The 25,586-nt window shown below is 57.0% G+C and carries 20 protein-coding genes and 1 pseudogene; 14 read left to right on the top strand and 7 right to left on the bottom strand.

Features of this window, described 5'->3' with window-relative positions; genetic code table 11:
- The first annotated feature begins 24 nt into the window (after positions 1-24).
- From ACR0JC_RS00190 to ACR0JC_RS00210, 5 genes and pseudogenes are all read left to right on the top strand, one after another.
- Positions 25-1,578 carry an ABC transporter substrate-binding protein gene (locus ACR0JC_RS00190; RefSeq protein WP_170339896.1) on the top strand — a complete coding sequence of 518 codons (1,554 nt, stop codon included), beginning with the start codon at positions 25-27 and terminating at the stop codon, positions 1,576-1,578.
- The gene (locus tag ACR0JC_RS00195) at positions 1,579-2,547 is read left to right on the top strand and encodes an ABC transporter permease (RefSeq protein WP_170357427.1); all 969 of its coding nucleotides are present in this window, start codon (positions 1,579-1,581) and stop codon (positions 2,545-2,547) included.
- On the top strand, positions 2,544-3,458 hold the full coding sequence (locus tag ACR0JC_RS00200; RefSeq protein WP_480762896.1) for an ABC transporter permease: 915 nt from the start codon (positions 2,544-2,546) through the stop codon (positions 3,456-3,458). The genes ACR0JC_RS00195 and ACR0JC_RS00200 overlap by 4 nt, the downstream gene beginning before the upstream one ends.
- Positions 3,455-5,143: an ABC transporter ATP-binding protein gene (locus tag ACR0JC_RS00205; protein ID WP_170339890.1), complete on the top strand. Its 1,689-nt coding sequence runs from the start codon at positions 3,455-3,457 to the stop codon at positions 5,141-5,143. The genes ACR0JC_RS00200 and ACR0JC_RS00205 overlap by 4 nt, the downstream gene beginning before the upstream one ends.
- A 271-nt stretch (positions 5,144-5,414) precedes the next feature.
- Positions 5,415-5,525: pseudogene (locus ACR0JC_RS00210) on the top strand (integrase); the annotation flags it as partial.
- A gap of 135 nt (positions 5,526-5,660) precedes the next feature.
- On the opposite strand, the gene ACR0JC_RS00215 reads toward ACR0JC_RS00210, so the two are convergent.
- The gene (locus tag ACR0JC_RS00215; protein WP_254430716.1) at positions 5,661-6,428 is read right to left on the bottom strand and encodes a VOC family protein; all 768 of its coding nucleotides are present in this window, start codon (positions 6,426-6,428) and stop codon (positions 5,661-5,663) included.
- Positions 6,429-6,432: 4 nt separating this feature from the next.
- Positions 6,433-7,515, bottom strand: coding sequence for a ribosome small subunit-dependent GTPase A (rsgA, locus tag ACR0JC_RS00220; protein WP_170339886.1), 1,083 nt, complete (start codon positions 7,513-7,515; stop codon positions 6,433-6,435).
- A gap of 983 nt (positions 7,516-8,498) precedes the next feature.
- On the opposite strand from rsgA, the gene ACR0JC_RS00225 reads away from it, so the two are divergent.
- Complete coding sequence (locus ACR0JC_RS00225; RefSeq protein WP_170339883.1) at positions 8,499-10,031, top strand: phospholipase D family protein; 1,533 nt, start codon at positions 8,499-8,501, stop codon at positions 10,029-10,031.
- Between the two features lie 113 nt (positions 10,032-10,144).
- A complete protein-coding gene (locus tag ACR0JC_RS00230; RefSeq protein ID WP_170340095.1) occupies positions 10,145-11,221 on the top strand; it encodes a PLP-dependent cysteine synthase family protein in 1,077 nt (358 codons plus the stop codon).
- 431 nt (positions 11,222-11,652) lie between these two features.
- On the opposite strand, the gene ACR0JC_RS00235 is transcribed toward ACR0JC_RS00230, so the two are convergent.
- Together ACR0JC_RS00235 and ACR0JC_RS00240 are read right to left on the bottom strand one after the other, a co-directional pair.
- Positions 11,653-12,978 carry an HlyD family type I secretion periplasmic adaptor subunit gene (locus tag ACR0JC_RS00235; protein ID WP_170339882.1) on the bottom strand — a complete coding sequence of 442 codons (1,326 nt, stop codon included), beginning with the start codon at positions 12,976-12,978 and terminating at the stop codon, positions 11,653-11,655.
- The gene (locus tag ACR0JC_RS00240) at positions 12,975-14,714 is read right to left on the bottom strand and encodes a type I secretion system permease/ATPase (RefSeq protein ID WP_480762901.1); all 1,740 of its coding nucleotides are present in this window, start codon (positions 14,712-14,714) and stop codon (positions 12,975-12,977) included. Before ACR0JC_RS00240 ends, ACR0JC_RS00235 begins: the two co-directional genes overlap by 4 nt.
- A 212-nt stretch (positions 14,715-14,926) precedes the next feature.
- On the opposite strand from ACR0JC_RS00240, the gene ACR0JC_RS00245 reads away from it, so the two are divergent.
- The gene (locus ACR0JC_RS00245) at positions 14,927-16,486 is read left to right on the top strand and encodes a fasciclin domain-containing protein (protein ID WP_170339880.1); all 1,560 of its coding nucleotides are present in this window, start codon (positions 14,927-14,929) and stop codon (positions 16,484-16,486) included.
- 200 nt (positions 16,487-16,686) lie between these two features.
- Here ACR0JC_RS00245 and ACR0JC_RS00250 read toward each other — a convergent pair whose 3' ends face one another.
- Both ACR0JC_RS00250 and ACR0JC_RS00255 read right to left on the bottom strand, forming a co-directional pair.
- Entirely contained in the window at positions 16,687-17,721 is a 1,035-nt protein-coding gene (locus ACR0JC_RS00250; RefSeq protein WP_170339879.1) for a zinc-binding dehydrogenase, read from the bottom strand.
- Positions 17,722-17,772: 51 nt separating this feature from the next.
- A complete protein-coding gene (locus tag ACR0JC_RS00255; RefSeq protein ID WP_217361073.1) occupies positions 17,773-18,645 on the bottom strand; it encodes a TauD/TfdA dioxygenase family protein in 873 nt (290 codons plus the stop codon).
- A gap of 120 nt (positions 18,646-18,765) precedes the next feature.
- Here ACR0JC_RS00255 and ACR0JC_RS00260 point away from each other — a divergent pair, with 120 nt between their 5' ends.
- The 5 genes from ACR0JC_RS00260 (at position 18,766) to ACR0JC_RS00280 (ending at position 23,783) form a co-directional block, all read left to right on the top strand.
- Positions 18,766-19,638 (top strand): LysR family transcriptional regulator, encoded by an 873-nt coding sequence (locus tag ACR0JC_RS00260; RefSeq protein WP_170339877.1) that lies wholly within the window; start codon positions 18,766-18,768, stop codon positions 19,636-19,638.
- Between the two features lie 238 nt (positions 19,639-19,876).
- Complete coding sequence (locus ACR0JC_RS00265) at positions 19,877-21,295, top strand: circularly permuted type 2 ATP-grasp protein (RefSeq protein ID WP_480762910.1); 1,419 nt, start codon at positions 19,877-19,879, stop codon at positions 21,293-21,295.
- Positions 21,296-21,297: 2 nt separating this feature from the next.
- The gene (locus ACR0JC_RS00270) at positions 21,298-22,239 is read left to right on the top strand and encodes an alpha-E domain-containing protein (RefSeq protein ID WP_170339875.1); all 942 of its coding nucleotides are present in this window, start codon (positions 21,298-21,300) and stop codon (positions 22,237-22,239) included.
- A 3-nt stretch (positions 22,240-22,242) separates the two neighbouring features.
- The gene (locus ACR0JC_RS00275) at positions 22,243-23,040 is read left to right on the top strand and encodes a transglutaminase family protein (RefSeq protein ID WP_170339873.1); all 798 of its coding nucleotides are present in this window, start codon (positions 22,243-22,245) and stop codon (positions 23,038-23,040) included.
- A gap of 11 nt (positions 23,041-23,051) precedes the next feature.
- The gene (locus ACR0JC_RS00280) at positions 23,052-23,783 is read left to right on the top strand and encodes a proteasome-type protease (RefSeq protein WP_170339269.1); all 732 of its coding nucleotides are present in this window, start codon (positions 23,052-23,054) and stop codon (positions 23,781-23,783) included.
- Positions 23,784-23,834: 51 nt separating this feature from the next.
- Here ACR0JC_RS00280 and ACR0JC_RS00285 read toward each other — a convergent pair whose 3' ends face one another.
- Positions 23,835-24,197: a MerR family transcriptional regulator gene (locus tag ACR0JC_RS00285; RefSeq protein WP_170339871.1), complete on the bottom strand. Its 363-nt coding sequence runs from the start codon at positions 24,195-24,197 to the stop codon at positions 23,835-23,837.
- A gap of 66 nt (positions 24,198-24,263) precedes the next feature.
- Here ACR0JC_RS00285 and ACR0JC_RS00290 point away from each other — a divergent pair, with 66 nt between their 5' ends.
- Entirely contained in the window at positions 24,264-25,520 is a 1,257-nt protein-coding gene (locus ACR0JC_RS00290) for an NADH:flavin oxidoreductase/NADH oxidase family protein (protein WP_170339869.1), read from the top strand.
- Positions 25,521-25,586 lie beyond the last annotated feature (66 nt).

Below are 25,586 nucleotides of genomic sequence, written 5' to 3' on the forward strand. Positions count from 1 at the left end.
CGCCACCAAAGAGTGGGAGCTATCATGAAACGTCTGACCACTGCCGCGCTATTCTGCGCGCTTGCCTTGCCCGTCGCAGGCGAAGAGTTCACGTTTGCCGTTACAACGGACCCGCAAACAATGGATCCTCATGCTGTCAACTCTGCCCCGGTTCTAGGTTTCTTGAATAACGTCTACGAAGGGCTTGTGCGCAGGGGCAAGGACATGACCATTGAACCGGCGCTGGCCACGAGTTGGGAGACCATCGGGGATGGAGCCGGATGGCGGTTCAAACTGCGCGAGGGCGTAACGTTTCATGATGGTTCTGAATTCAATGCGGATGACGTGATCTTCTCGTACCAGCGGGCGTCTGACGAAAATTCGGACACCCGCAGCTGGTTCGCGCCCGTCAGCGAGGTGGTGAAAGTTGACGACTATACCGTCGATGTCATGACCACTGCGCCGAACCCGATTTTCCCGGACAGCATTGCCAACTGGATGATCATGGATAGCGGCTGGGCCGAGGCAAACGACGCAGCACTCCCTGACAAAGAATCGGGCAACTATGCGACCCTGAACGCCAATGGCACCGGTGCTTTCCGAGTCACCGCGCGAGAGCCGGGCCTGCGCACTGTTCTGGAGCCGTTCGACGGCTGGTGGGACACAGCAGAACACAACCTGACCCGCGCTGAATTGGTGCCAATCCAAAACCCGGCAACCGCTCTGGCGGCTTTGTTGTCCGGAGATGTCGACTTCATCAACCCGGTCCCAATTCAGGATGTGGCTCGGTTGCAAGGCAGTCCGGATGTGAAGGTCATTCAGGGCGTCGAAGCGCGCGTGATCATGCTGGGGTTTGATCAGCAGGAAGGCTCGAGCGAAGCCGGGCAGGGTGGCTCGGACCTTTTCCGGGATGTGCGCGTCCGCGAGGCGGTAGCAAAGGCAGTCAACGTTCCAGCCATCCTGCAAACCATCATGCGCGGCAATGCTGAGGTGGCGAGCCAGTTGGTCAGTCCCGCGATGCGTGGCTATTCGGCTGCGAATGCGGACCCCTATGGCTACGATCCCGAGGGTGCCAAAGCTTTGCTGGCCGAGGCTGGCGCTGAGGGGGCTGAGATCAGCTTTAAATGCCCCAACAATCGCTACCTGAACGACGAAGCCGTTTGCCAGGCGATCACCGCCATGCTGTCTCAGGCCGGGCTGAACGTGACGCTCGATGCGATGCCGGTTCAGAACTACTGGCCTGAACTGCGGGCCGACAACTTTGATATGTATCTGTTGGGTTGGTCACCCGGTACGTTCGATGCCGAGCATCCCGTGCGTTTCCTCGCTTCGACCCCAAATGAGGAAAAGAAGTTGGGGTCGTGGAACTTTGGCGGCTATTCGAACGCTCGCGTGGATGAATTGCTGCCGCTGATCCAGTCCGAGATTGACGAACCCACACGTCAGGCAATGCTGGACGAGGTGGCAGGTATCCTGCACGATGAGGTGGCCTATGTACCGCTTTACGTTCAACCGCTGGTCTGGGGCGCGCGCAGCAATATCGAGCTGACACAACGGCCCGACAACTTCTTCCTTCTGCGCTGGGTAACGGTCAACTAAATGCTGTCATACATTATCAGGCGTGTGGCTCAGTCGGCGCTGGTTCTGTTCGTCGTGGGCCTGGTCGCCTTTTCCATGTTCCGCTTTGTCGGAGATCCGATCGACAACATGCTGGGGCAAGAGCGGACCATGGAAGATGTGGAACGTCTGCGGTCGCAGTTGGGGCTCGATCAGCCGTTTCCGGTGCAATATGTGAAGTTTTTGCAGGAAGCGGTACAGGGCAATTTCGGCGTCAGCTTCCGTCAAGGGCGTCCGGTCGCGGAAATCCTGGCCGAACGCGCTCCGGCAACGTTGGAACTGGCGCTGGTCTCAGCCGTATTTGCCATAGTCTTGGGCATCGCGCTGGGTGTGTTCACCGCAATCCGGCGAGACGGGTTTGCAGCGAATTTCATCATGTCAGCCTCTCTGATCGGGGTGTCCCTGCCGACGTTCCTGATCGGCATCCTGTTGATTTACATCTTCTCGGTCGAACTTGGCTGGCTGCCCAGTTTTGGACGCGGAGAAGTCGTGGATCTGGGCTGGTGGAACACCGGCTTGCTGACAAGCAGCGGACTCAAGGCGCTGATCCTGCCCGCGATTACACTGGGTCTATACCAGATGACCCTCATCATGCGGCTGGTGCGCTCCGAGATGCTGGAAGTACTCCGGCAAGACTATATCCGCTTTGCCCGCGCCCGTGGGCTGAGTGACCGGACCATCAATTTCCGCCATGCGCTGAAGAATACTATGGTCCCGGTCATCACGATTATCGGCCTGCAACTGGGGGCCATCATCGCCTTTGCCATCATCACCGAGACAGTGTTTCAGTGGCCGGGCCTGGGCCTTTTGTTCATCAATGCAATCCAATTCGTGGATATCCCTGTCATGGCAGCATACCTGATGATGATCTCGGTCATCTTTGTCACCATCAACCTTGCGGTCGATATCCTTTACGCCTTCATCGACCCGCGCCTGAGGGTCAGCGCATGAGCCGTGTGAAACGCATTCTGGACAGCGACCAGTTCTACGCCTTCCGCCGCTCGCCCGTCGCCATGGTGTCGGCGACGGCGGCATTGATCCTGATCCTGGCCACGATCCTCGCACCACTGATTGCGCCGACAAACCCGTTTGATCCGGCCAGCCTGAACCTGATGAACGGCTTCACCCCGCCAATGGAACCCAATGCCTTTACAGGCGAAACCTTCCTGATGGGCACAGACGATCAGGGGCGTGATGTGTTCTCGACCATCCTCTACGGAATGCGGATCTCGCTATTCGTTGGGGTGGCAGCCGTTCTGTTCGCGATGGTTCTGGGGATCATTCTGGGCCTGTTATCAGGGTATTTCGGCGGCTGGACCGAAACCATCATCATGCGCACGGCGGATGTGCAGCTGACTTTCCCATCGATCCTTCTGGCCATGCTGATCTTTGGGATCGCCAAAGGCATTACCCCGGTGGAGTATCGCGACCAGATGGCGATCTGGGTGCTGATCCTGGCCATTGGCCTGTCCGATTGGGTGCAGTTTGCTCGGGTGGTCCGGGGCGCAACGCTGGTTGAGAAGAACAAAGATTACGTCGCCGCCGCGCGCATCATCGGGCAAAGCCCGCTGACCATCATGCTGCGCCATATCCTGCCCAATGTACTGTCACCGGTGCTGGTGATCGCGACGATCTCATTGGCGCTGGCGATCATTGCAGAGGCGACGCTCAGTTTTCTTGGCGTTGGCGCGCCGCCGACACAGCCTTCGCTGGGGACGCTGATCCGCATCGGGCAGGGATTCCTGTTCTCGGGTGAGTGGTGGATCCTGTTCTTCCCGGCTTGCACCCTGCTGGCACTGGCGCTGAGTGTGAACCTGTTGGGCGACTGGTTGCGTGACGTTCTGAACCCGAGGCTGAAATGACCGATCCCGTTCTTTCGATCCGCAACCTGACAGTGGAAATCCCCACACGCCACGGCATCTTCAAGCCGGTCGAGCATGTGACCTACGACCTGCATTCTGGCGAGATCCGGGGCGTTGTCGGCGAAAGCGGTGCTGGCAAGTCCATGACCGGCAACGCCGTGATCGGCCTTCTGGATCCCCCGGCCCATGTCTCCGAAGGCGAAGTCTGGCTGAACGGTCGTCGGATTGACGAACTGGACGCCGAGGACAAACGCCGAATCCGGGGCAAAGAGATCGGGATGATCTTTCAGGACCCGCTAACCTCGCTGAACCCGTTGTTCACCGTGGGTGAGCAATTGGTCGAGACGATCCAGCTTCACCTCGGCCTTTCCGCTTCCGAGGCCAAAAAACGCGCTATTGCGCTGCTGGATCGCGTGTCCATCCCCGACCCGGCGGACCGTTTCAACCAGTATCCGCACCAGTTCTCCGGAGGGATGCGTCAGCGGGTGGTAATCGCGCTCGCACTCTGTACCGAGCCCAGTGTTCTGATCGCTGACGAACCCACAACGGCCTTGGATGTTTCTGTCCAAGCGCAGGTGCTGGATCTGATCAAGGAACTGGCGAAGGAGCGTCAGGTCGGCGTGATCCTCGTTACCCACGACATGGGCGTTATCGCCGACACCACCGACTCGGTAACCGTGATGTATTCCGGTCATGTGGTTGAAAGCGGAACGACCGATCAGATCCTCGGCGCACCGAAACATGAGTATACCAAATCTCTGATTGCCGCCGTGCCGCGCCCGCACACCAAAGTCGAGCGTTTCCCAGTGGTCAATTATGGCGAGCGGGAAAGAACCTTCAAGATCGACGATCTGGCGGCCCATTGGGAAAAGACCGATCTGTCCAAATCCGGCAAACTGCTGGAAATCGAAAACATTACTAAGACGTTCCTGCAAAAGGGCGGGCTGCTGCCCTCGCAACGCAAGTACTTCACTGCCGTCGATCAGGTGAGTTTCGACATTCGCGACGGTGAGGTTTTCGGCCTTGTCGGCGAAAGTGGCTCTGGCAAGTCCACAGTCGCCCGGATGATTGGAACACTCTATCCCGTAGACGGTGGTAGGGTGATCTTTGACGGCGAAGACGTCACAGTGATGGAGGCAGAGGCCCTGCAAGCCTACCGCCGCCAGATCCAGATGATCTTTCAAGACCCGTTCTCCAGCCTAAATCCCCGCATGAGGGTCGGGGACCTCGTTGCCGAGCCCATCCATCATCACAAAATCCTGCCCAAGCCCGCTATTGAACCGCGCGTGCGCGAATTGCTTGACTGGGTTGGCCTGGCCAAGGACGCGTGGCGCAAGTATCCACACGAGTTTTCCGGTGGGCAGCGTCAGCGCATTTGTATTGCTCGCGCCCTCGCAACTCAGCCCCGTTTTCTGATCTGCGATGAGCCGACCAGCGCCCTGGACGTGTCCATTCAGGCGCAAATCCTGAACATTCTCAAAGACCTGCAGGAGCATCTGGGCCTGACTATGCTCTTTATCAGCCATGATCTCCCGGTCGTACGTCAGATGTGTGACCGGGTGGGCGTGATGCGACATGGGAAGCTGCTTGAAGTTCAGGAGACGGACGCGTTGTTCGAAGCTCCAGAGCATCCGTATACGCGGGAACTGTTGGATTTGATGCCACGGCTGAAGCAATTGGCATAACCGTAACGGTTTGGTCTTGCATCTGTTTTTCCAGAAGAAGTTGTTTGAGAGGCGCACGCGCAAGCGATCAACGGTAGTTTGAACTCAAACACCGACTTGAATTGGCTCCATCGCAAAGCGTCTGGTACTTGTTGTCGACCCATTTTCGGACCCAGACGAAGCCGAATGAAATGCAATCTCGGTCAATGAGGTCTGCGTCGAGGTCACAGCCGACGGAAGCAACGCGGTTTGCGACTTCAGAATTCAGGATATCCCTTGAAAGTCGGCTTTCCACGTCTCGACACGGAAGTACGCGAGACTTGTTAGGGACTGGGTGTCGGCCATTGGTCTCAAACCAAGCGGCTACGGTTCACACCCCCTATGCCGGACCAATGCATCAGAGAACTGACATCAGAAACAAGTCGGCGGCTGGATCCCAACCAACGCACTGTCCACTAGCGCGCATAGGCGCTGAGTTCCCGCCCCTGCAGAGCGGAAAATATCCGCTCTGCAGTTCCTGAGAAGAATCTGCGAGTGGCTAGAAGCGGTTTGTCTGCTTGCCGCCGAACGCAAACGGCACTCCGTCCGGATCACATAGGATGGGGATTTGAGCTTGAACGGTTTCGCTCACCTTCAAGGAGGCCGGACCTGCGCCTTTGGTTTCAGCAACACGGATGGGGTCGGGGACTGAAGTAACTTTAAGGCAAGGGACCCAAGATGCGTTTGAGGCGGTTGCCCAAGTCGCCGCATGCTGGATTGCAACAAGACGGCCCCGAGGCCCGAGGAGAGTGGCGCAATCCTGGTCCTTATCGGGAGACACCTGCCATCCGAAGAGTTCGATGTAGAACGCTTGCGGAAAGTCATCACCTTTGCCGATATACACTTCAGGGCCAAACTGCCGTCTCGGCACGGGGAAACTGTGCCGAGACAGCGAAATCCCCACCAACGCGCCGAGCGGATCGCGAACGAGTGCGTTGCGCCCGACGCCCGGCACCTCGAATGGCTCCCGAACGATTTTGCCTCCGAGCGTGTCGACGCGCTTGGCCGCCAGGTCCACGTCGGGGACCTCGATGTAGGCGACCCAGCCCTTCGCTTGCTCCGGAGGCGTCTCGATTAACCCCGCGCCCGCTTCGTCACCGGAGAGGGCGAGGACGAAATCCTGCTCACCGCCACCCCATGCAAAATCCGATGCCCGCTCGACTTCATAAGTCCAGTCGGCGACGTGCTGGTAGAATGCCATTGAACGCGCCCTGTCCGGTGTGAACAGGTCATGCCATACGATTTGACCGGCTTTCGACTGTGTCATCGCCTTACTTCCTGACATCTTTGAGTTTTTTGACTCCGCGGACCATCTTCCCGAACGCCTTGTCGCGCGACCTGCGTTCCGCAAGACTCGCCGAGTTAAACGCATCTTCGGCCATGAGCTTGCGCCATCTGCGAAGCCGATCGCCATCAAGAACACCCTCATCGATAGCCTTCAAAACAGCGCATTCCGGCTCAGATTCGTGCTGACAGTTCTTGAATCGACACTGTGCGGCCAACTCCTGAATGTCGGCGAAAAGATCATTGATGCCTTCCGCTGCGTCGGTGAGCTGCAGTTCCCGCATGCCCGGAGTGTCCAGGACCAGACAGCCATTGGGCATCGCATGAAGCTCGCGCCGCGTTGTCGTATGCCGCCCCTTTGCGTCGTCCTCTCGAATGGTTTGGGTTTCAATGGACTGGCTCTCGAGCAGCGCATTGGCCAACGTCGACTTCCCGACACCAGATGAGCCGAGAAACGCCACCGTCTTGCCGGGCTTGCACCAGGGAAGCAGTTTTGTCCGTGGCGCATCTCCGCGGGCGTCAAGGGCGACCACATCGATCATGTCCGATACCGCGCGAGCCGCGTCGACATAGTTCTGCGGGTCTGTCACGAGGTCGGTCTTTGTGACGACGATGACGGGTGTCATCCGTGCCTCAAAAGCCAGAGCTGCATAGCGTTCGAGCCGGGCCACCTTGAAGTCCTGATTGCAAGACGTGACGATAAAGGCCGTATCAATGTTCGCCGCGATCAGTTGTTCCTGCCGGTCGGTTCCGGGCGCACGCCGCTTTATGAGGCTTGTGCGCTCAAGAACCCGACTGGAGCGCGGACGTGTGGAGTCCAGCATCAGCCAGTCTCCGACAGTTGCGTCGGCTCCCGGCGGAAGTACCGTATCTATGCCGTCACCGACGACATGCAGCCCATTGCGATGCACTTCGACAACGCGAACGGGAGGTGTCGCCGACAAGTCCTCTACGCTGATCTGTTGGGCGAAAAACGGTTGCCATCCCAATGCCTGAAGAGGGCTGGGATTGGCGTGCGATCCGGCGTCGCTTGCGCGAAGCGGAAGGAAGTCGGAGTAATCCCTTGTCATAGGGTGTTCACTTTCATGTCTCTGGCCCAGGTCAGATTTGGGCGCTGATGGTAGGAAAGAGTGCGCACATCAAAACACTCCGTCGGCAACAAAGCGACGGCGGTGCTTCAGATTTTGAATATGCTCCGGGAGGCGCGCTGCCTCCCTTCCTTACCGGGACATAAAATCTCCATTTCCGATTAAGTGCACATAGGAAGACCGCGGGCAGAACACAACAGTTGACCGGTGATTTGGCGCACTTCGTCACTTCTCTGTAGCAACCGTTCAACACGAAGAAGAGTGTGTGAGCTTTACCCGCGTAGCAGCCTTTTGTGCTAGAAACAGCAGTTGACGGCACCGGGTCAAAATTTCCCCAAGGTCCTCCTTGGGCCGTTATCACACACCCCAACAAGCTGAATATTAGGCGGCTTCGTCCGCAATGCGCCTGTTGAATTGGACTATTAGCGACTGCTCCGAGCCATAAACTGACACTCGGTATCGAGTACGCTAAGCCGGATCGTGCGAGGCACACATACATTCAGAAACCGCACCTTTGGGAGGATGGATGTATGGTCATGCGAATTTTTCAGGTGACGAGGCGGTCAGGTAAAGAAGACGAGTTTTGCCGCTTTTTTCGCGACACTGCGATCCCGTTGATGAAAAGCACCCTTGGAATCGTGCACCTTTTTTCGGGGCGCGCCGAGAGGGTGGTCTTGACCCCTGAAACTGGTCCGAACCGAGTACGAGATTTTGGGTACATTTCTGGCAACAAGGGAGTCTGGCGATGCCGAGGAAACGATTCAGCGACGAACAGATTGTCTTTCGATTGTGGACAGGATGCTTCATCAGTCGATCAATCTAATACTCATGACGGGCTGACTGGCTTCGAACCGCAATTCCTCTGGAACGACACTACTTCAGGAAACCTCCCCACCTTTCTCGGAACATACTTGCATTCTTGCCTCTTGGCGTAGTCACCTATGTGTGACGAGCGGAGGAAGTCGATGAAGCCTTGGACAATCATGTTTTGTGCGTTCTGCACATTCGCTCTTGTCGCTTGTGCCCCAAAAGTTCGTACATATGAGAAGACCAATTCGGTTTCATTTTCGGCAAGGACAAACAGCGCACTTGGGCAGGCGGCGACCCGGCTCGGAGACCCCAAAGACGGCCGGTCCGGTGTCAAATTGATCAGCGACGGTGAACAAGCCTTGGTGTCGCGGCTCCTACTCGCTGCAGCGGCTGAACAATCGATCGACGCTCAATACTACCTTTTGCATAACGACCCGACAGGTCACCTCTTCGCGGCCAGCCTTTTGCAGGCGGCGGATCGAGGTGTACTTGTTCGCTTGCTTTTGGATGACATGGACACATCCGGATACGACGCGATGACAGCCGCTTTGGACTACCACGAGAATATTGAAATCCGTCTGTTCAATCCTTTCTGGCGCGACCAAAGCCTGATCATTGCCGGGCTCACGGACTTCAAGCGGATCAATCGCAGAATGCACAATAAGTCGATGACCGCAGACAACGTGTTCACAATTGTCGGTGGTCGGAATATCGGCGCCGAGTACTTCCTGGCGCGGGAGGAAATGAACTACGCGGATCTGGATGTTCTGGCAGCCGGTCCTGTCGTAAATGAAGTTTCACACAGCTTTGACGAATATTGGAACAGTGAGTTCGCGGTTCCGGCCCGCGTGGTCGTCGGGCAACCTGAAGAATTTTCGCTTGGCCAAGCGCGAAGCAGACTGAATGATCTCGTAAAGGCGGCAAAGCAGACCCAGTACGGCGAAGCTCTCAGAAAATCTGCAAGGGAGAATTTTGCAGACGGCACGCTTTCCTTGGATTGGGTGCCCGCAAAACTCTACGCTGATCCGCCTTCCAAAGCCGCAGGGCTTGATAACTCAGATCCAATTCTTGCGTCGCAACTGCTGCCGTATTTCGAAGGTGCTGACAGGGAGGTCAATATCGTTTCGGCCTACTTCGTGCCACGCAACAACGGCGTGAAGTGGATGACCGAACTGGAAAACCGAGGTGTCGACGTCAAAGTCGTAACCAACTCGCTTGCTTCAAACGACGTAGCACCAGTCTATGCGCACTACGCCAAGAAACGCCGGGCGTTGCTGCGCGGTGGGGTCGAGCTCTATGAATTGCGGCCTGACGCTTATCAGGTCCAACGTCGTGGAATAAACTGGGCTCAATCTCGGTCAGGTCTTCATTCCAAAGCGTTCGCTGTCGATGACCGATATCTGTTTGTCGGTTCGTTCAATTGGGACCCGCGTTCAGTCAACATCAACACGGAAATGGGCATTCTCATCGACTCTCCTGCGCTGACCGCACAAACCATGGGAGCTTTGGACGATGCGATTCCAGCATATACGTATCATGTGACGCTGGAGAGTGCTGGCCAACTCAAATGGAGAACACGGGGCGAGAACGGAGAAATTCTTGAATATGACTCAGAACCAACGGGTTCGGCTTGGGATCATATCGTGGCTGGATTTTTCAGTATTTTGCCAATCGGCTCTCAGCTTTAGTAGCGTGGGAGAAGGTCCGTTCCTCTACTGTGCTGTTGACGTTCTATCAATTGCATCGCGCTTGTGGCAGTCTTCTTCGCATTTTAAGAAAAGTGGATAAGCAGGAGGGGCAAATGGAAATTCGAACCACATCCGGGCGCGGCCGTTTATATGACAGCGTCCTGGACACGGTCGGCAACACGCCGTGCATTCGCATCAACAAAATCGCGCCGGCCAACGTGACGGTCTACGTCAAGTTTGAAGCCTTCAACCCCGCGGGCTCGGTCAAGGACCGCCTTGCGCTGAACATCATCGAAGCGGGCGAAAGGGAAGGTCGGCTGAAACCCGGGCAAACGGTCGTCGAGGCTACCTCGGGAAATACCGGGATAGGTCTTGCGATGGTATGTGCCGCAAAGGGTTATCCGCTTGTGGTCACTATGGCTGACAGCTTCTCGGTGGAACGCCGCCGGTTGATGCGGTTTCTTGGGGCCAAGGTTGTGCTGACGCCTCGTGCGCTCAAGGGTTTTGGGATGTACTCCAAGGCCAAGGAGTTGGCCGAGGCAAATGGCTGGTTTCTCGCCAGCCAATTCGAGACAAGCGCCAACGCCGACATCCACGAGGCCACGACAGCGAGGGAAATACTCAGTGATTTCGAAGGAGAGCGGCTTGACTACTGGATCACCGGTTATGGAACAGGCGGTACCGTTTCGGGCGTGTCGCGCGTGCTCAAGCGCGATCGCCCTGACACCAAGATCATCCTGACCGAGCCTGCAAACGCTGCGATTGTCGGGTCTGGCTACGTGAACACCCGCAATGAGGCCCATCAGCCTACTGAGAGCCATCCGGCTTTCGAGCCGCATCCCATTCAGGGTTGGACGCCCGATTTCATCCCGTATGTGCTTCAGGAAGCTCTGGACAATGCTTATTATGATGAACTGCTTCCCGTCGCCGGAGCGGACGGTATCACCTGGTCCAGGCGTCTGGCCGCAGAGGAGGGGATTTTCACCGGAATCTCAGGGGGGTCCACATTTGCCATCGCAATGGAAGTGGCCAAAAGCGCCCCGGACGGATCGGTGATGCTGGTGATGCTGCCCGACACAGGCGAACGGTATCTTTCGACACCGCTCTTTGAAGGGATTGCCGAAGATATGACGGATGAGGAACGAGCGATTTCCATGTCGACACCAACGGCGCAAATGCCGTCTGATTGAGCCGGGTCTCGTTGCTCGTCGATGCAGGTATTTGACCGTTCGATCTGCGGCGTTGATGCCGTCTGAAAGTCTGCGGACAGCGTGGTTGCCGCAATGCGTGGCCAGACGGTCAAACGATCCGGTTGGGTTGCGATTCAGAAGTTGAGCGGACTTCAACCGATGGCCGCCGAGTTCCCTGTGTCAAAGCCGCGTCTGTGCGGTGGAATGCTGACCTGAAGCGTCAAGCCTATCGTTGACCAACGATGTTGCACCGTCAACTGAACGGCGTTTGGGCGCCCTTCCGCAACGCAAAGTCAGCCTTTGGTTTGTTTAAGCGAGAGGTGCACAAGGTTCGTCGGAGCCAGCCGGAGCGCACGGGTTTCCCGCGCAGGGCCAGAGAGACCTATGTGAATCGCTCGTGGCTTGATTTGACGGCGACACGGGGCCCACACTCAAGTCTCACGAAATGCTTTCGCAAAGTAGTCGCTGAACGGTTTGATCAGGTAGGCAATCGGTGTTCTGTCCTGCGTCCGTATGAAGGTTTCGACCGGCATTCCAGGGACCAGAGGTGTTTCCGCGGGCAGTTTTTTCTGCTCGCCGGCGTTCAGTGCGATCTCGGCTGTGTAGTAGGTCTGGTTTGTCGAAGCTTCCTCGAACGCATCCGCAGAAACCAGGGTGACCCGTCCTGTCAATTCGGGCGTCTTGCGCTGATCCATGGCCGAAAAGCGCAAAACGACATCTTGTCCGACGAACATCTGGTCGACGTGAATGGGGTCGACGCGGGCACTTATGATCAGCGGACGATCCTGCGGAACCAGGTACAATACCGGATCAGCCGGTTTCACAACCGCGCCAAGGCTGAAGATGTTCAATCCGTGTACGACCCCAGAGACAGGCGCCGTGATTTCAAGGTTGGCGATACGCTCTGCAATATTCGTCGTTTCCTCGCGCAACTCCAGTTCCCGATACCGTAGGTCCCTGAGGCGGGTAATGGCATCTTCGCGACGTTTGCTTTGCAATTTGAGGATCTGAATCTCGATTTCTGTCTTTCGCCCTTCGGATTCCGCGATACGGGCTGTCAGGTCACCCATCGTGCCGCTCAGGCGTGCCTCTTCCCGTTGCAATGACAGAACGCGGGATGCGGGGGCCAATCCGCGTTCAAACAAAGACTCCTGATCCGTCAGTTCCTTTCGGATCAGGTCCAGCTGGGTGGCAAGCGCCAGTTTTTGAGCATCAATCCCGACAATCTGGCTGTCGATCTGACCAACCCTTTTGACTTGCTGATCGATCTCCTGCGCGATGGATTGCTTGCGCGCCACAAACAATCGTTCCTGCCCATAGACCAAGTCCGCGATGTCGATGTCCAAAGATGCGGCTTGCTGAAGTATGGGATCAAAGCGAATTTCTTCGTTTCCGTCTCTTTCCGCCTCAAGCCGGCCGCGGCGGGCCATGAGTTCGTAAAGCTCTTTTTCGACGATCGCCAATTTGGTGGCAAGGTCATTGGATGCCAGCTTGATCAGGACATCACCGGCCTCGACCAGGGACCCTTCGTCGACAAGTATCTCGGCGACCACGCCGCCATCGGGGTGTTCCACAACCTGTTGATTTTGATCGACTTCAATTCGACCGCTGGCAACTATTGCCCCGGCAATATTGGTCGTGAAGGACCAATATCCAAAGCCTCCAAGCAACAGCATCAGACCCACGAGACCCACGAGCACTGGTCCGCGCGCTGACCAGGAAAGGGACGAGTTGATGTCGGACCGTTCCGGTTTCATTTCAGGCCTCCCTGTCTGGCGGTTTTTGCGATTTGTTCGTGGTTGATAACGAGTTTCCGAAGCACGTCTTTCTTGGCGCCGAAGTCCCGGACGGTGCCGTTTTCAAGCATTATCAGCTTGTCGCATTCCTGGATTGCGGCCGGCCGATGGGCCACGATCAACACGGATTTTCCGTTTGCCTTGAACTCTTCAATTGCGCGATTGACCGCGGCACTGCCTTCGACGTCGAGGTTTGAATTTGGTTCGTCCAGCACCAGCAAAACGGGGTCGCCGTACATGGCGCGGGCGAGGCCGATACGTTGCATCTGACCACCGGACAGTTGCCCTCCGTTTGCCGATACGTAGGTGTCGTAGCCATCAGCGAGCCGTAGTATCATCTCATGCGCATCTGCCTTCTTTGCGGCTGCCACGACAGCGGCATCGTCCGGCTCGGGCGCCATTCGGGCAATGTTTTCGGCAATGGTGCCGTCGAACAGCTGAAACCGCTGCGGAAGATAGCCGATGAGGCCGCCAAGTTCGGTCGAGCCGTATTGATCCAGCGCGGCGCCATCCAGCCGGATCGTGCCGCTGTGCGGACGCCATACGCCAGTCAAGGATCTGGCAAGTGTGGATTTCCCCGCGCCGGACGACCCAATCAAGCCAACTGCTTCGCCGGGGTTCACGTTGAAGGAAACGGATTTCAGAGCGGCTTGCCGTGAGTTCGGCGGAAAGACGGTCAGGTTTTGAACAACCAACTTGGCTTTGGGTTTCGGCAGTCGCGTATTCACACGTTCGGGGGGTACGGTGCCGAGCAGTTCGGCCAGATTGTCCCAGCCTCTTTTTGCGGTCTGAACCAACTGCCATTGCGCCACAAGCTGCTCCATCGGTGCCAGCGCCCGGCCCAGCAGGATTGAGCTGGCAATCATTGCGCCTGCAGTCAGTTCCCCCTGAAGCACAAGAAATGCACCGACACCAAGGATGGCCGACTGCAAAAACAACCGGAAAGTCTTTGTTACGTTGGCAAAGCTGCCGCTTACGTCAGCCGAGCGGATCTGCTCCTTCAGCGCCCGGTCGCGCAAGGCCTTCCACCGCGTGAAGGTCGCATCGCGCATACCCATCGCCTCAACGATTTCGGCTTCGTTCCGCAACTGGTTGGACATTGCTTCGGACGAGGCGACAGCGCGGCTGGCATTCGACATGGGCCGTGCCGAAAAAAATCGGTTCAAGCCGGTCAGTGCCAAGATGACCAAGCCACCCAGCGCGGCGACAGCACCAAGCCAAGGGTGGAATATCCAGATGCCCAAGAGGAAGACGGGAGTCCAAAACACGTCGAAAAAGGCCATTGGAACCGGAGAAGACAAAAGCCGCTGAACAGCCTCAAGATCGCGCAGGCCGGTTTCCGTTTGATCGTCCGGAGCGACCGAGGCTTTGCGCAGCACCGCCTCGAATACCCGACGGTCAAGCCGTGCCTGAAAACGTGCCGCGACGCGTCCGAAAATTCTTCCCCGAGCATATTCAAGCAGGCCCAGAATGCCGTACAAGAACGCAACAAGCACCGAGAGAGCGACCAGCGTTTCCACGGATCGGCTGCCCAAAACCCGGTCGTACACCTGCAGCATGTACAATGGCCCTGTCAGCATCAGAAGGTTGGTGAAGCAACTGAGAACACCGACAAAAACGTACAGCCGCCAGCTTTGCCGACGCACTTCGCGAAGTTCCTGACGCCCCATTTCAACTACGAATTTGGGTTTTCCCATTGGCCGTCACCTTTGTTCTCAACTGATGATCGATACGCTGATCTGACCCGGTTGGATTTGTTTTTGGTTTCGGCCTCAGCGAGCCCGGGAACGCTCTACGCGCCACCGCCGGGGACATATCGTGATTCAGAAATATTTGATCCGAACGGCCTGTGCGCTCCGTACCAGCGGTAAGCCAATCGTTGGCTTGCAAATCTCAGGTGGAGGAAATTATGACGACAATTGCAGGAATTGCCGCAGGAAATCCAAGCTTTAGCATTCTTGTCGCAGCAATAGGTTTTATCGATGACCAGAAGGGGACTGACTACCTCGGTGTCCTCAGTGGAACGGCTGGTGACTCTTCTGCGACCTACACGGTTTTTGCCCCGACAAACGCGGCATTCGGGCAGCTCGCAGCTGATCTGGGTTTTGCGGGCGACGTTACTGACACCGCAGCCGTAACCGCATTTCTGACCTCTCTGAACGAAGATCCGGTCGAAACCGCAACGCTGCTTGAGACGATCGTCACCTATCATGTTGCAGCAGGCACCCAAGGTTCGTCCGAGATTGCGTCGGCGGGTTCGGTGACCTCACTTCAGGGCGGAGTGATCGATGCGTCCGAATTGCCGACACTTGGCGATCTGGAGCCGGACCTCATCAACCCGTCGCTGGTGCAGACAGACATTCTGGCGGACAATGGCGTGGTCCACGTGATTGATCGGGTTCTGCTGCCGATCGATCTGCCAGGCAATGACGCCCCGACGATCACCGAAACCGTTCTTGCGGTAAGCGGCGCATCCGGCTTTGACGAAAACGGGGGTGATTTCGACATTCTTCGAGAAGCCCTGATCGCGGCTGATCTGGCGGGCGCCCTGAATGACCCGAATGCCGATCTTACGGCCTTTGCGCCGACCGATGACGCGTTTATCGCGCTCTCCAACTCGCTGGGATACGAAGGCAGCGATGAGGGCGGAGCTTTTGCATACCTTGTTGACGCACTGCGTTTGCTTAACGGCGGAAACGATCCCATCGAGCTGTTGACAACGGTGCTGACCTACCATGTCTCGGGTGAAAGCCTGCAGGCCAGCCAGGTTCTGGCATCTGAGGAAATCGAAACGCTCCAGGGCGGAACGATTGGTGTGGATGCCGAGACCCTTACCCTTATCGACGCCGATCCGGACATTCAGGATCCAAGCCTCATCGCGACCGACATTCAGGCGTCTAACGGTGTGATTCATGTGTTGAACGGCGTTCTGCTGCCCGCCGATCTGCTGCAATCTGACGGTTCCGGGGCAGTCGATTTCGTCATCGGAGACGATGGTCGCGAAGTCATCCGCACGGGCCGGGACAATGACCTGATCGATGCCAAGGGCGGCAACGATATCGTTTTCGCAGGAAGTGGGGACGATCTGGTTCTCGCCGGTGACGGTCGGGACAAGGTTTTCGGCGGCAAGGGTGACGACACCCTGAACGGCGAGGGCGGAAACGACATCATCTTCGGCGGCCGTGGAAATGACGAGATCGCGGGCGGTGCCGGAAACGACAAACTCATCGGCGGCTCGGGCTCTGACAGCTTCGTCTTCGAACAAGGCGGCGGACATGACACTGTGTTCGGCTTTCGCGCAGGTCGCGACAAGATCGACCTCAGCGCCTATGGCTTCACAGACTATGAGGAGGTCGAGGATGCGATCAGCGGCCGTTTCTTCAAGACCAAGATCGATTTGGGAGACACGGAAATCTCGTTGTTCGGCGTCCGCGCCAGCAGCCTAGACGAAGGTGATTTCATTCTCTGATAGGCTAGCCCGCCTGAACTGACCAAAACTGTTTGGGCGGGCTTTTCTTGTTGAAACGGCTTCACAATATTTTTCGGGAACAGTGTTTTCGGCGTGTGTGGCGATAGCCGGGGCAAACGCCGATACTTGCCTTAAGTTATTTATTTTCAACACTTTTAGCCTTTTGGCCTGCGTGCATCCTGCAAGACGCAGGCACCCAATCAAGGTCGAAAACTCGTGATTACAGCGGTGCCCGGCGAGGTCGGGCCACGCATCGCGCGAAGCTCACCGCTGGCATCCTCAAGGCGGACTTCTCTGGCCACCATCGGCTGTATGTCTACGTCACCCCGCTCGATCAGGCCAAGCAGACGCGGGTACTTCCAGGACGGCATGCCCCGGGTGCCAAAAACCGAGAGCTGTTTGGAATATATCGCGCGCATGTTCATGCGCATCCAACCGTCACCCGACGGCATCCCAATCTGCACATGACGGCCCAAGATCGCGAGGCACTCCAGTGAAGCGTTCGTCGTGGTTTCGATGCCCAGAGCTTCGATGGAAACTTGCGCTCCTCCACCGGTGATTTCCAGGATCGCGGTCGCCGCATCCTCTTTGGATGCATTGACCGTCGCGTCCGCGCCGTGGAGTTTTGCGTGCTCGAGTTTCTCATCGACCACATCCACCACGACAACCCGGCATCCTAGCATTTTCGCAAGCAAGAGGACGGACAGACCAATTCCTCCGGTTCCATGAACAGCAACCCATTCGCCCGCAGCAACGTCTGCTCGGTCCGTCAAAGCATGCCATGCGGTGGTGACGCGGCAGCCAAGGCCGGCGGCGAGGGCAGGGGAGAGTGTGTCTGGCAAGTGAACCAAGTTATGGTCAAAAGGCACCGCAACATATTCCGCATAGGCGCCCGGTGCGCCAAATCCGGGAACGATCTGGTTGGCGCAGGTATTCGACACTCCGGTTTGACAGGCATGGCAATTGCCGCAGCCCAGGATGAATGGGGCGATGAGGCGATCACCCACCTTGTGTTTCGCATTCGACCCGGCCTCGACAACGGTTCCACAGTACTCGTGCCCCAGAATGGAGCCGTTTTGAACTTTCGGGTGGGCACCGGACCAGCCGTGGTAGTCCGAGCGGCACACGCCGCAGGCGGCGACCTCCAAGACCACTCCGTTGTCGGGGCAGGTTGGGTCCGGGACCGTTTCAATCGAAAGGTCCTCGTTGAACTCTCTGACGACTGCAGCTTGCACTTCGCGCTCCCAAAATGGTTTCTTCGACCCAGAAATCCCGTCCCGTCAGAACTAGACGGGTCGGTCGCCTTTCACGGTTACACGCCGCCCCTTTCGTTCCGCGGGCCAATAGTCCCAGATGGCACGATGCATACAGCAACGATTGTCCCAAAACGCCATATCGTTGAGCGACCACCGGAACCGGATTTGATAGTTGATCTGTTCGGCATGCTCGAAAAGCATGTTGAGGATCGCCTCACTTTCCTTGTCCGACAAGCCGATAATCTTCGTTGTGAACGTTCGGTTGACGAACAGCGATTTTCGTCCTGTCTCGGGGTGAGTTCGGACGATCGGATGAATTGCTTCGGGGCAATCAATATCCGCGTCCTTTTGGCCCCGGTCGCTGTACCGGCCCTTGTAGATGTGTTCGGAGCTGTGGAGGGCGGACAGTCCGTCGAGCATGCTTTTGATCGGTTCGGACAGATCGTCGTAAGCCGCATACATATCGCTGAACATGGTGTCCCCGCCGCAAGGAGGGGCAATGTGGATCTGAAGCATTGTTCCCAATGGGGGCGTCTCATCACATGACACGTCCGAGTGCCAGAACTCACCGTTGGCTACCTTTGAATTTTTAGTGGCATGGATCTCGAATATCTCCGGATACCCTTCCATCGTTGGGGCTGCGGGGTGTGCGTGGAGCGGCCCGAAGCGTTTCCCAAACTCGATGTGCTGCGCAGGCGGTATCTCTTTCTGCTCTTTGAAGAACAGAACCTGATAGGTGTGAAAGGCATCGCGGATCTCGGCGAACTGGTCTTCGGGCACAGGCTGGCTCAAATCGACCCCATAGATCTCGGCCCCGAAGTTAGGAGCGAAAGGCTTGGCAACGATGGACGTGTAGGTGTTGGACTTTGGGGCAACCATGGGGACCTCAGGGTGCTGTTTCATTTAGCTTGTTTCGCGCAGGGTACAGATCAAAAAATGTAAACAAAAACGAAAATGATTTGATCCATCGGTGAAAATCTCTCACCTTTTTGCGGGTCCGGCAAAAGTGGCGAGGTCTTTGAGATGAGCATTCGAGCGTTGCGAACTTTGATCGCAATACATCGGCATGGAAGCTTTCGAGCAGCATCGGAGGCCGAGCATCTGACGCCGTCGGCGGTAAGCCATCAGATGCGGAATCTTGAAGCCATGTGGGGGCTCGACTTGTTTGACCGGTCGGCGAAGACACCCAAACTGACCAGTGCGGGGCTCATGCTTGTTGAAGAAGCGGCGGCGGTCGTCGCCGCGTATGATGGCCTGGCTGACAAGGTGAGATTGGACAAGGAACTTGCCGGCGAGATCATCTTGGGTGCAGTTCCAACGACTTTGACGGGTTTGGTGCCTGCTGCGTTATCAAGGCTGAAGTCAGAACATCCTGACGTGCGTGTCAGAATTGTTCCGGGCTTGACCAATCAGCTGCTGTTGCAGCTGGACCGGAAGCAGGTTCACGCAGCAATCATCTCACGCCCGGATATTCTGCCGAAGTCGCTGGAGTTCTCGGAAATCGTGACCGAGAAACTGGTCCTGCTCGTCTCGGAAAACACTCCGGACCTTTCTCCCGAAGAGCTTCTCGGCGCACTGCCGTTTATTCGGTTCACTCGCGACGCGGTTGTGGGGAGGCAGATCGAGACCTGGTTGCAAAGGATGGGTATAGAAGTCAAAGACGCCATGGAGCTTGAAAGCCTTGAGGCAATATCAAGCATGGTCGCCGCTGAACTCGGGGTCTCGATCATACCTGACAGTCGTCTGGCGTCTTATGACCATTTGCGGCTCAAAAAAATTCCTCTGGAGCAGTTCGGACCCCGACGCATCGTCGGTCTTGCGAGTGTGGCAATGTCACCCCGTGCCAGAATGGTAGACGCAGTCCGGGGCGCACTACTGGATGCGGTGGGAGCTTAGCCGGTTCTCTGGCGGAGCCGTAGCCCCTGATTGCTTTCGAGAATTGCTTTGGTGGCTGCACGTCATTGAAGCCAGAAGCCGGTAGAGTGGCGGCGATGACTTTCGCTGCACCCAGAACCAGTTTCGTCATCGACGGCCGGGCTGCTGTTCGCTCGAAAACTGTGCATTTATCTATAGGCCGCCAACTGGAAAAGCCCGTACAACTTGCAAAGTTTGAATTGATCGTCACACTTCTCGTATGAGCGAGTATTTTGATGAGATGTTCAACGGCGACGGGTCTCTCAGAGGTCCGTACGAAGAGATCGGACGTTGGTTCAATGCGGAAGATGTCTCACGGCTGAGGGCCAAACAGCGCGAAGCCGAAGAAGTTTTCAGGCTGACGGGGATTACTTTCAACGTCTACGGCAAGACCGAGGCCGAAGAACGTTTGATCCCATTTGATATCGTTCCGCGCGTGATTTCAGGGCGCGAATGGCAGCGTCTGGAACGCGGCATCGAACAGCGGGTTCGGGCGATCAATGCGTTTCTTCACGACATCTATCACCGACAGGAAATCGTGCGTGCCGGTCGCGTGCCGGCAGAGATGATTGCCAGCAACGAAGCCTTCCTGCCGCAGATGCTGGGTGTCTCACCGCCGGGGCAGGTCTACACCCATGTGGTTGGCGTCGATCTGGTGCGTACCGGGCCAGACGAGTTCTTCGTGTTGGAAGACAACGCCCGTACGCCGTCCGGGGTCAGCTACATGCTCGAGAACCGGGAAACCATGCTGAAGATGTTCCCCGAGCTTTTCAGCGCCACGAATGTGCGCAATGTATCCGATTATCCCCGCAATCTGAGACGCTCGCTTGCGTCCAGTGCGCCGGCCTGCGCGGACGGCGAGCCGACCGTCGCGGTATTGACACCGGGGATCTATAATTCAGCCTATTTTGAACATGCGTTTCTGGCCGATCAGATGGCCGTGGAACTGGTCGAGGGCCACGATCTGCGGGTTGTCGATGGGCGCGTCTGCATGCGCACCACGCGAGGTTACAAACCAATCGACGTTCTTTACCGCCGGGTTGACGATGATTTCCTGGACCCGCTGAATTTCAACCCGGACAGCGCGCTGGGCGTTCCCGGCATTCTGGACGTCTATCGGGCTGGGGGTATTACGATCGCCAACGCACCGGGCACGGGCATTGCCGATGACAAGGCAATCTATTCCTACATGCCTGAAATCGTTGAGTTCTACACGGGTGAGAAGCCTCTGCTCAAAAACGTTCCTACGTGGCGCTGCAGCGACCCCGAGTCGCTGTCCTACGTATTGAACAACCTGTCCGACCTTGTCGTCAAAGAGGTGCACGGCTCGGGCGGCTATGGGATGCTGATCGGTCCGACCGCCAGCAAGAAAGAGATTGCGGCCTTCCGTGACAAGCTCAAGTCGCGGCCGTCGAACTATATCGCGCAGCCCACGTTGTCTCTCTCGACAGTACCAATCTTCGCCCGTTCGGGACTTGCCCCCCGGCATGTCGATCTGCGGCCGTTTGTTCTGGTCTCCCCGGATGGGATCGAGATCACCCCCGGTGGCCTGACGCGCGTTGCGCTGAAAAAAGGGTCTCTGGTCGTGAATTCAAGCCAAGGCGGCGGGACCAAAGACACCTGGGTTCTGGAGGACTGACCATGCTGGGAAAAACTGCTGGCGGGTTGTTCTGGATGTCCCGGTATCTTGAGAGGGCGGAAAACACGGCCAGACTGCTTGAAACAGGTCAGAGGATGGCGCTGACCCGGACCAAGAATTCCGATGCGGAATGGGGATCGGTTCTGAAAACCGCCGGCGTTTTCGGTGGTTACAGCGCCAAATATGATGAGATTTCAAAAGACAATGCCGTGGATTGGATGTTGCGAGATGCCGACAACCCATCCTCGATCAAGTCTGTCATCAAGCAGGCGCGAGACAACGCGCGTCTTGTTCGAACCGCATTGACCCATGATGTCTGGAGCGCGGTGAACGCCACGTGGATGCAGATTGATCAAGCCATGAAGCGCCGCGTGAACGAGAGAGACCTGCCGGGGACGCTGGAGCTTATTCGTCAACAGGCGGCTCTGGTTCGTGGCGCAACGCTAGGGACCATGCTGCGCAACGATATTTTTGATTTCACCCGGATCGGCACCTTTGTCGAGCGGGCCGACAATACCGGGCGCATCCTGGACGTGAAGTACTATGTTCTTCTGCCGACGGCCTTTTCGGTCGGCTCGTCACTGGACAACATCCAATGGGAAAGCATTCTGCGGTCCGTGGGTGCAGGTGGTGGCTATCGCATGACCCACGGCCAGAATACCCGGCCGTCGGAAATCGCTCAGTTTCTGATCCTCGATCAGCGGATGCCTCGCAGCCTGCATTTCTGCTGCAGGAAAATCCAAGAGAACCTTTCGTATCTCAGCAAAGACTATGGCTTTGCGGGGCCGTCGGTTACGGCGGCCAATGCGCTGTCCGAGAAGTACCTCGACCGGCAGATTTCCGATATCTTTGACCTTGGGCTACACGAGTACATTCAGGATTTTTTGAAGGATCTCGGATACTTGAGCCGCCAGATTGAAGTTGACTACCGGTTCTATGAGTGACCAATGAAACTGCATATTCGCCACGAGACACGATACGATTTCGACGCGCCGGTTCCCTTTGGCCTGCAGCAGCTGAGAAAAACTCCCAAATCCTTCCGCAATCAGAATATCCTCTCTTGGAGCACCGAAGTGACCGGGGGGCGCAAGGAGCTGAGCTTTGAGGACTACCATCGCAACACGGTGGAACTGATCAGTTTCGAAGCGAATACCCAAAGCATCTCATTAATCTCCGAGGGTGTTGTTGAGGTTGAAGACACGCATGGTGTGTTGGGACGTCACGAGGGCTCGACGCCGTTGTGGCTTTTTCAGCGGAGCACGCCTTTGACAACGCCGGGCAAGGGTGTTGCAGACGTGATTGCCGCTTTGCCGGATGGTGAGCCGCTAGAGCGGATGCATGCCCTGTCCGAAAGCGTTCGGGCTCAGGTCTCCTACGAAGTGGGAGGCTCGCACCCGGACTGGAGCGCAGAAGACGCTCTCAAGGCCGGGCGCGGCGTGTGTCAGGACCACGCGCATGTGTTCATCACTTGCGCGCGAAAGATCGGCGTGCCGGCCCGCTATGTCTCGGGTTACCTGATGATGAACGAAACCGAATTGCAGGATGCCACTCACGCGTGGGCCGAGGTTCATTTGGACGGGCTCGGCTGGGTTGGATTCGACGTGTCCAACGGGATTTCACCCGATGACAGATACGTGCGTGTCGCAACCGGTCTGGACTATGCCCAGGCGGCCCCGGTAATAGGAAACAGAATTGGGGCAGCGGGCGAGCAGTTGACGGTTCAATTGCAGGTCGCACAGCAGTAACGGAGAACCTGATGACCTATGCTGTGGGCATGCGGCTGAATCGCGGACTGGTTTTCATGTCGGACACGCGCACGAATGCAGGTGTCGACAACGTGTCCACCTTCAACAAGATGTTCAATTGGACCGTCGAAGGCGACCGTTCAATCACCTTGTTGACGGCTGGCAACTTGGCGACCACCCAAGCCACCATAAGCCTGCTGGAAGAACGTACGAAAGCACCGGAAGACCGGTCGCCGTCGATCCTTGAGGCGCCGACGATGTTTCAGGTCGCCCAATTGGTTGCGGCGACGCTGAACGACGTCATCGAGGGGCATTCCCGAGCGGGCCAACAGGCAGACAGCGCCTTTCACGCGACCCTGATCCTGGGGGGGCAGATCAAAGGCGGCCCGTCGCGCCTGTTTCTGATCTATCCCGAGGGCAATTTCATCGAGGCCGGTGAGGATACCCCGTTCTTTCAGATCGGTGAGACGAAGTACGGCCGCCCCATACTGGTACGCGCGTTTGATCCGGACATGAGCTTTTCCGAAACGGTAAAGCTGTTGCTGGTCAGTTTCGATTCAACGATCAAGGCCAATTTGTCCGTCGGTGCACCGCTTGATCTGCTGCTTTATGAGGAAGACAGCCTTACGGCCGGCACGCGTTCAAGGTTCGAGCCTGACGATCAGTACTTTCGGACCATATCCGAAGGGTGGGGCGATGCGCTGAAGGTCGCCCTGTCAAAGCTTCCGGCATACGAAGCCTGAGGAGCGAAGTCTTGTGCTCCCGCAGGGCGCAGGTTTCAGGCTGCCAGACCCTCAGCAGCCATTTGACTCAGGGTCACTCAGATAGGCGATCATCTGGTCCAGGTCGCGGCGAATCCCGTGCAGGTCTTTGATCTTTTGATCCACATCGGCCAACTTGCTTTTTAGGTTCGCGATCACCTCGGGCCGCGGGATAGTGATTTCCGGGTCTTCCGGAAGGAAGCGCTTGATTTCCGACAGAGAAAAGCCAAGCGACTTGCTCATTGCGATGGTCTTGATGCGGGAAATCATTGCGTCGGGATAGTCGCGATAACCATTCTCCAGACGCTCGGGCGGTGGGATCAGGCCGTGTTTTTCGTAGAACCGAATGCTTGACGCTGACACACCTGTGGCTTTTGCCAATTTTCCGATCTTCATGCCCTTGACCTTCAACCATTGTCGAAGGTTTATATCACCTGGGATCGAGAAGAAAAGGATCCCAAGATGACTGTTTCACCGCTGTTTCAACCGCTCACATTGCCAAATGGCGCGGTTCTCAGAAACCGTCTGGCAAAAGCTGCAATGGAAGAAAGTCTGGCGGCTTTCGGGCAGGTGCCAGACGAGAAAATTCACCGGCTTTACCGCCGCTGGGCCGCGGGCGGGGCGGGCCTGTTGATCACCGGCAACGTAATGGTCTCGGCTGATGCGCTGTCCGGCCCCGCCAGCGTGGTTCTGGAAGACGGAACTGATCTTGCGCCTTTCCGGGAATGGGCCGAGGCAGGGCAGATGCGCGGCGGAGCAATCTGGATGCAGATCAATCATCCCGGTCGTCAGGTCCTGGCGAGCCTGGGAGAAGAAGCGCTGTCGGCGTCCGACGTTCCGGTCGAGATCCCCGGTATGTCCAAAAATTTCAACCCGCCGCGGGCCCTGACCGAGGCCGAAATTCAAGACCTGATTGCCCGTTTTGCTCGAACAGCCGCGTTGGCCGAAGAAGCAGGATTTGACGGCGTTCAGATACATGCCGCCCACGGCTATCTTATCAGCCAGTTTCTATCGCCCTTGACCAATCGCCGTACCGACCATTGGGGCGGCTCTTTGGAGAATAGGGCGCGCTTCCTTTTTGAGGTCGTTCGCGCGATCCGGGCCAGCGTGTCCAGGAGTTTTACCGTTTCGGTGAAGCTGAACTCGGCTGATTTTCAGAAAGGTGGATTTGGGCAGGATGATGCCAAATGGGTGGTCAACCAACTTGGCGATATGGCTATTGATCTGGTCGAATTGTCCGGCGGTTCCTATGAGAGTCCGGCCATGCAGGGCAGGCAGGAGGATGGCTCCAGCACGGCCCGGCGCGAAGCCTATTTTGTAGACTTCGCGCGGGAAATCGCTGCTAACGCGAAAATGCCGATCATGGTGACCGGCGGCATTCGCTCTCGGGCTGTTGCCGAGGATGCATTGGCCAACAACCGGGGCGGGATTGGCGTCTCGGTTCTTGGGGTGGCCCGCGCGATGGCGTTTGAACCTGATCTTGTCGAAAACTGGCGGAATGGCAAATCAGAGTCGGTCAATATCCCGGAAGTGTCTTGGAAAAACAAAAGGCTGGCGGGGTTCGCCTCGATGGTGCTGGCGTATTTCCAGCTTGAACGACTGGCAAATGGCAAGCCACCGAGAGTACCGCACTCGGCGTTTCTCGCGCTGATGCGAAATCAGATGCGGGCGAAGCGATGGACGAAACGTTACCGTTCCTGGCGCGATGCCCGAGCATAATGTGGTCAGGGATGCCTAAAGCAGGGATCCAACGGCGTTTGTGCGGGTAATCACCATGTGGCGGCA

It is taken from the genome of Ruegeria sp. CH5, from assembly GCF_056537025.1.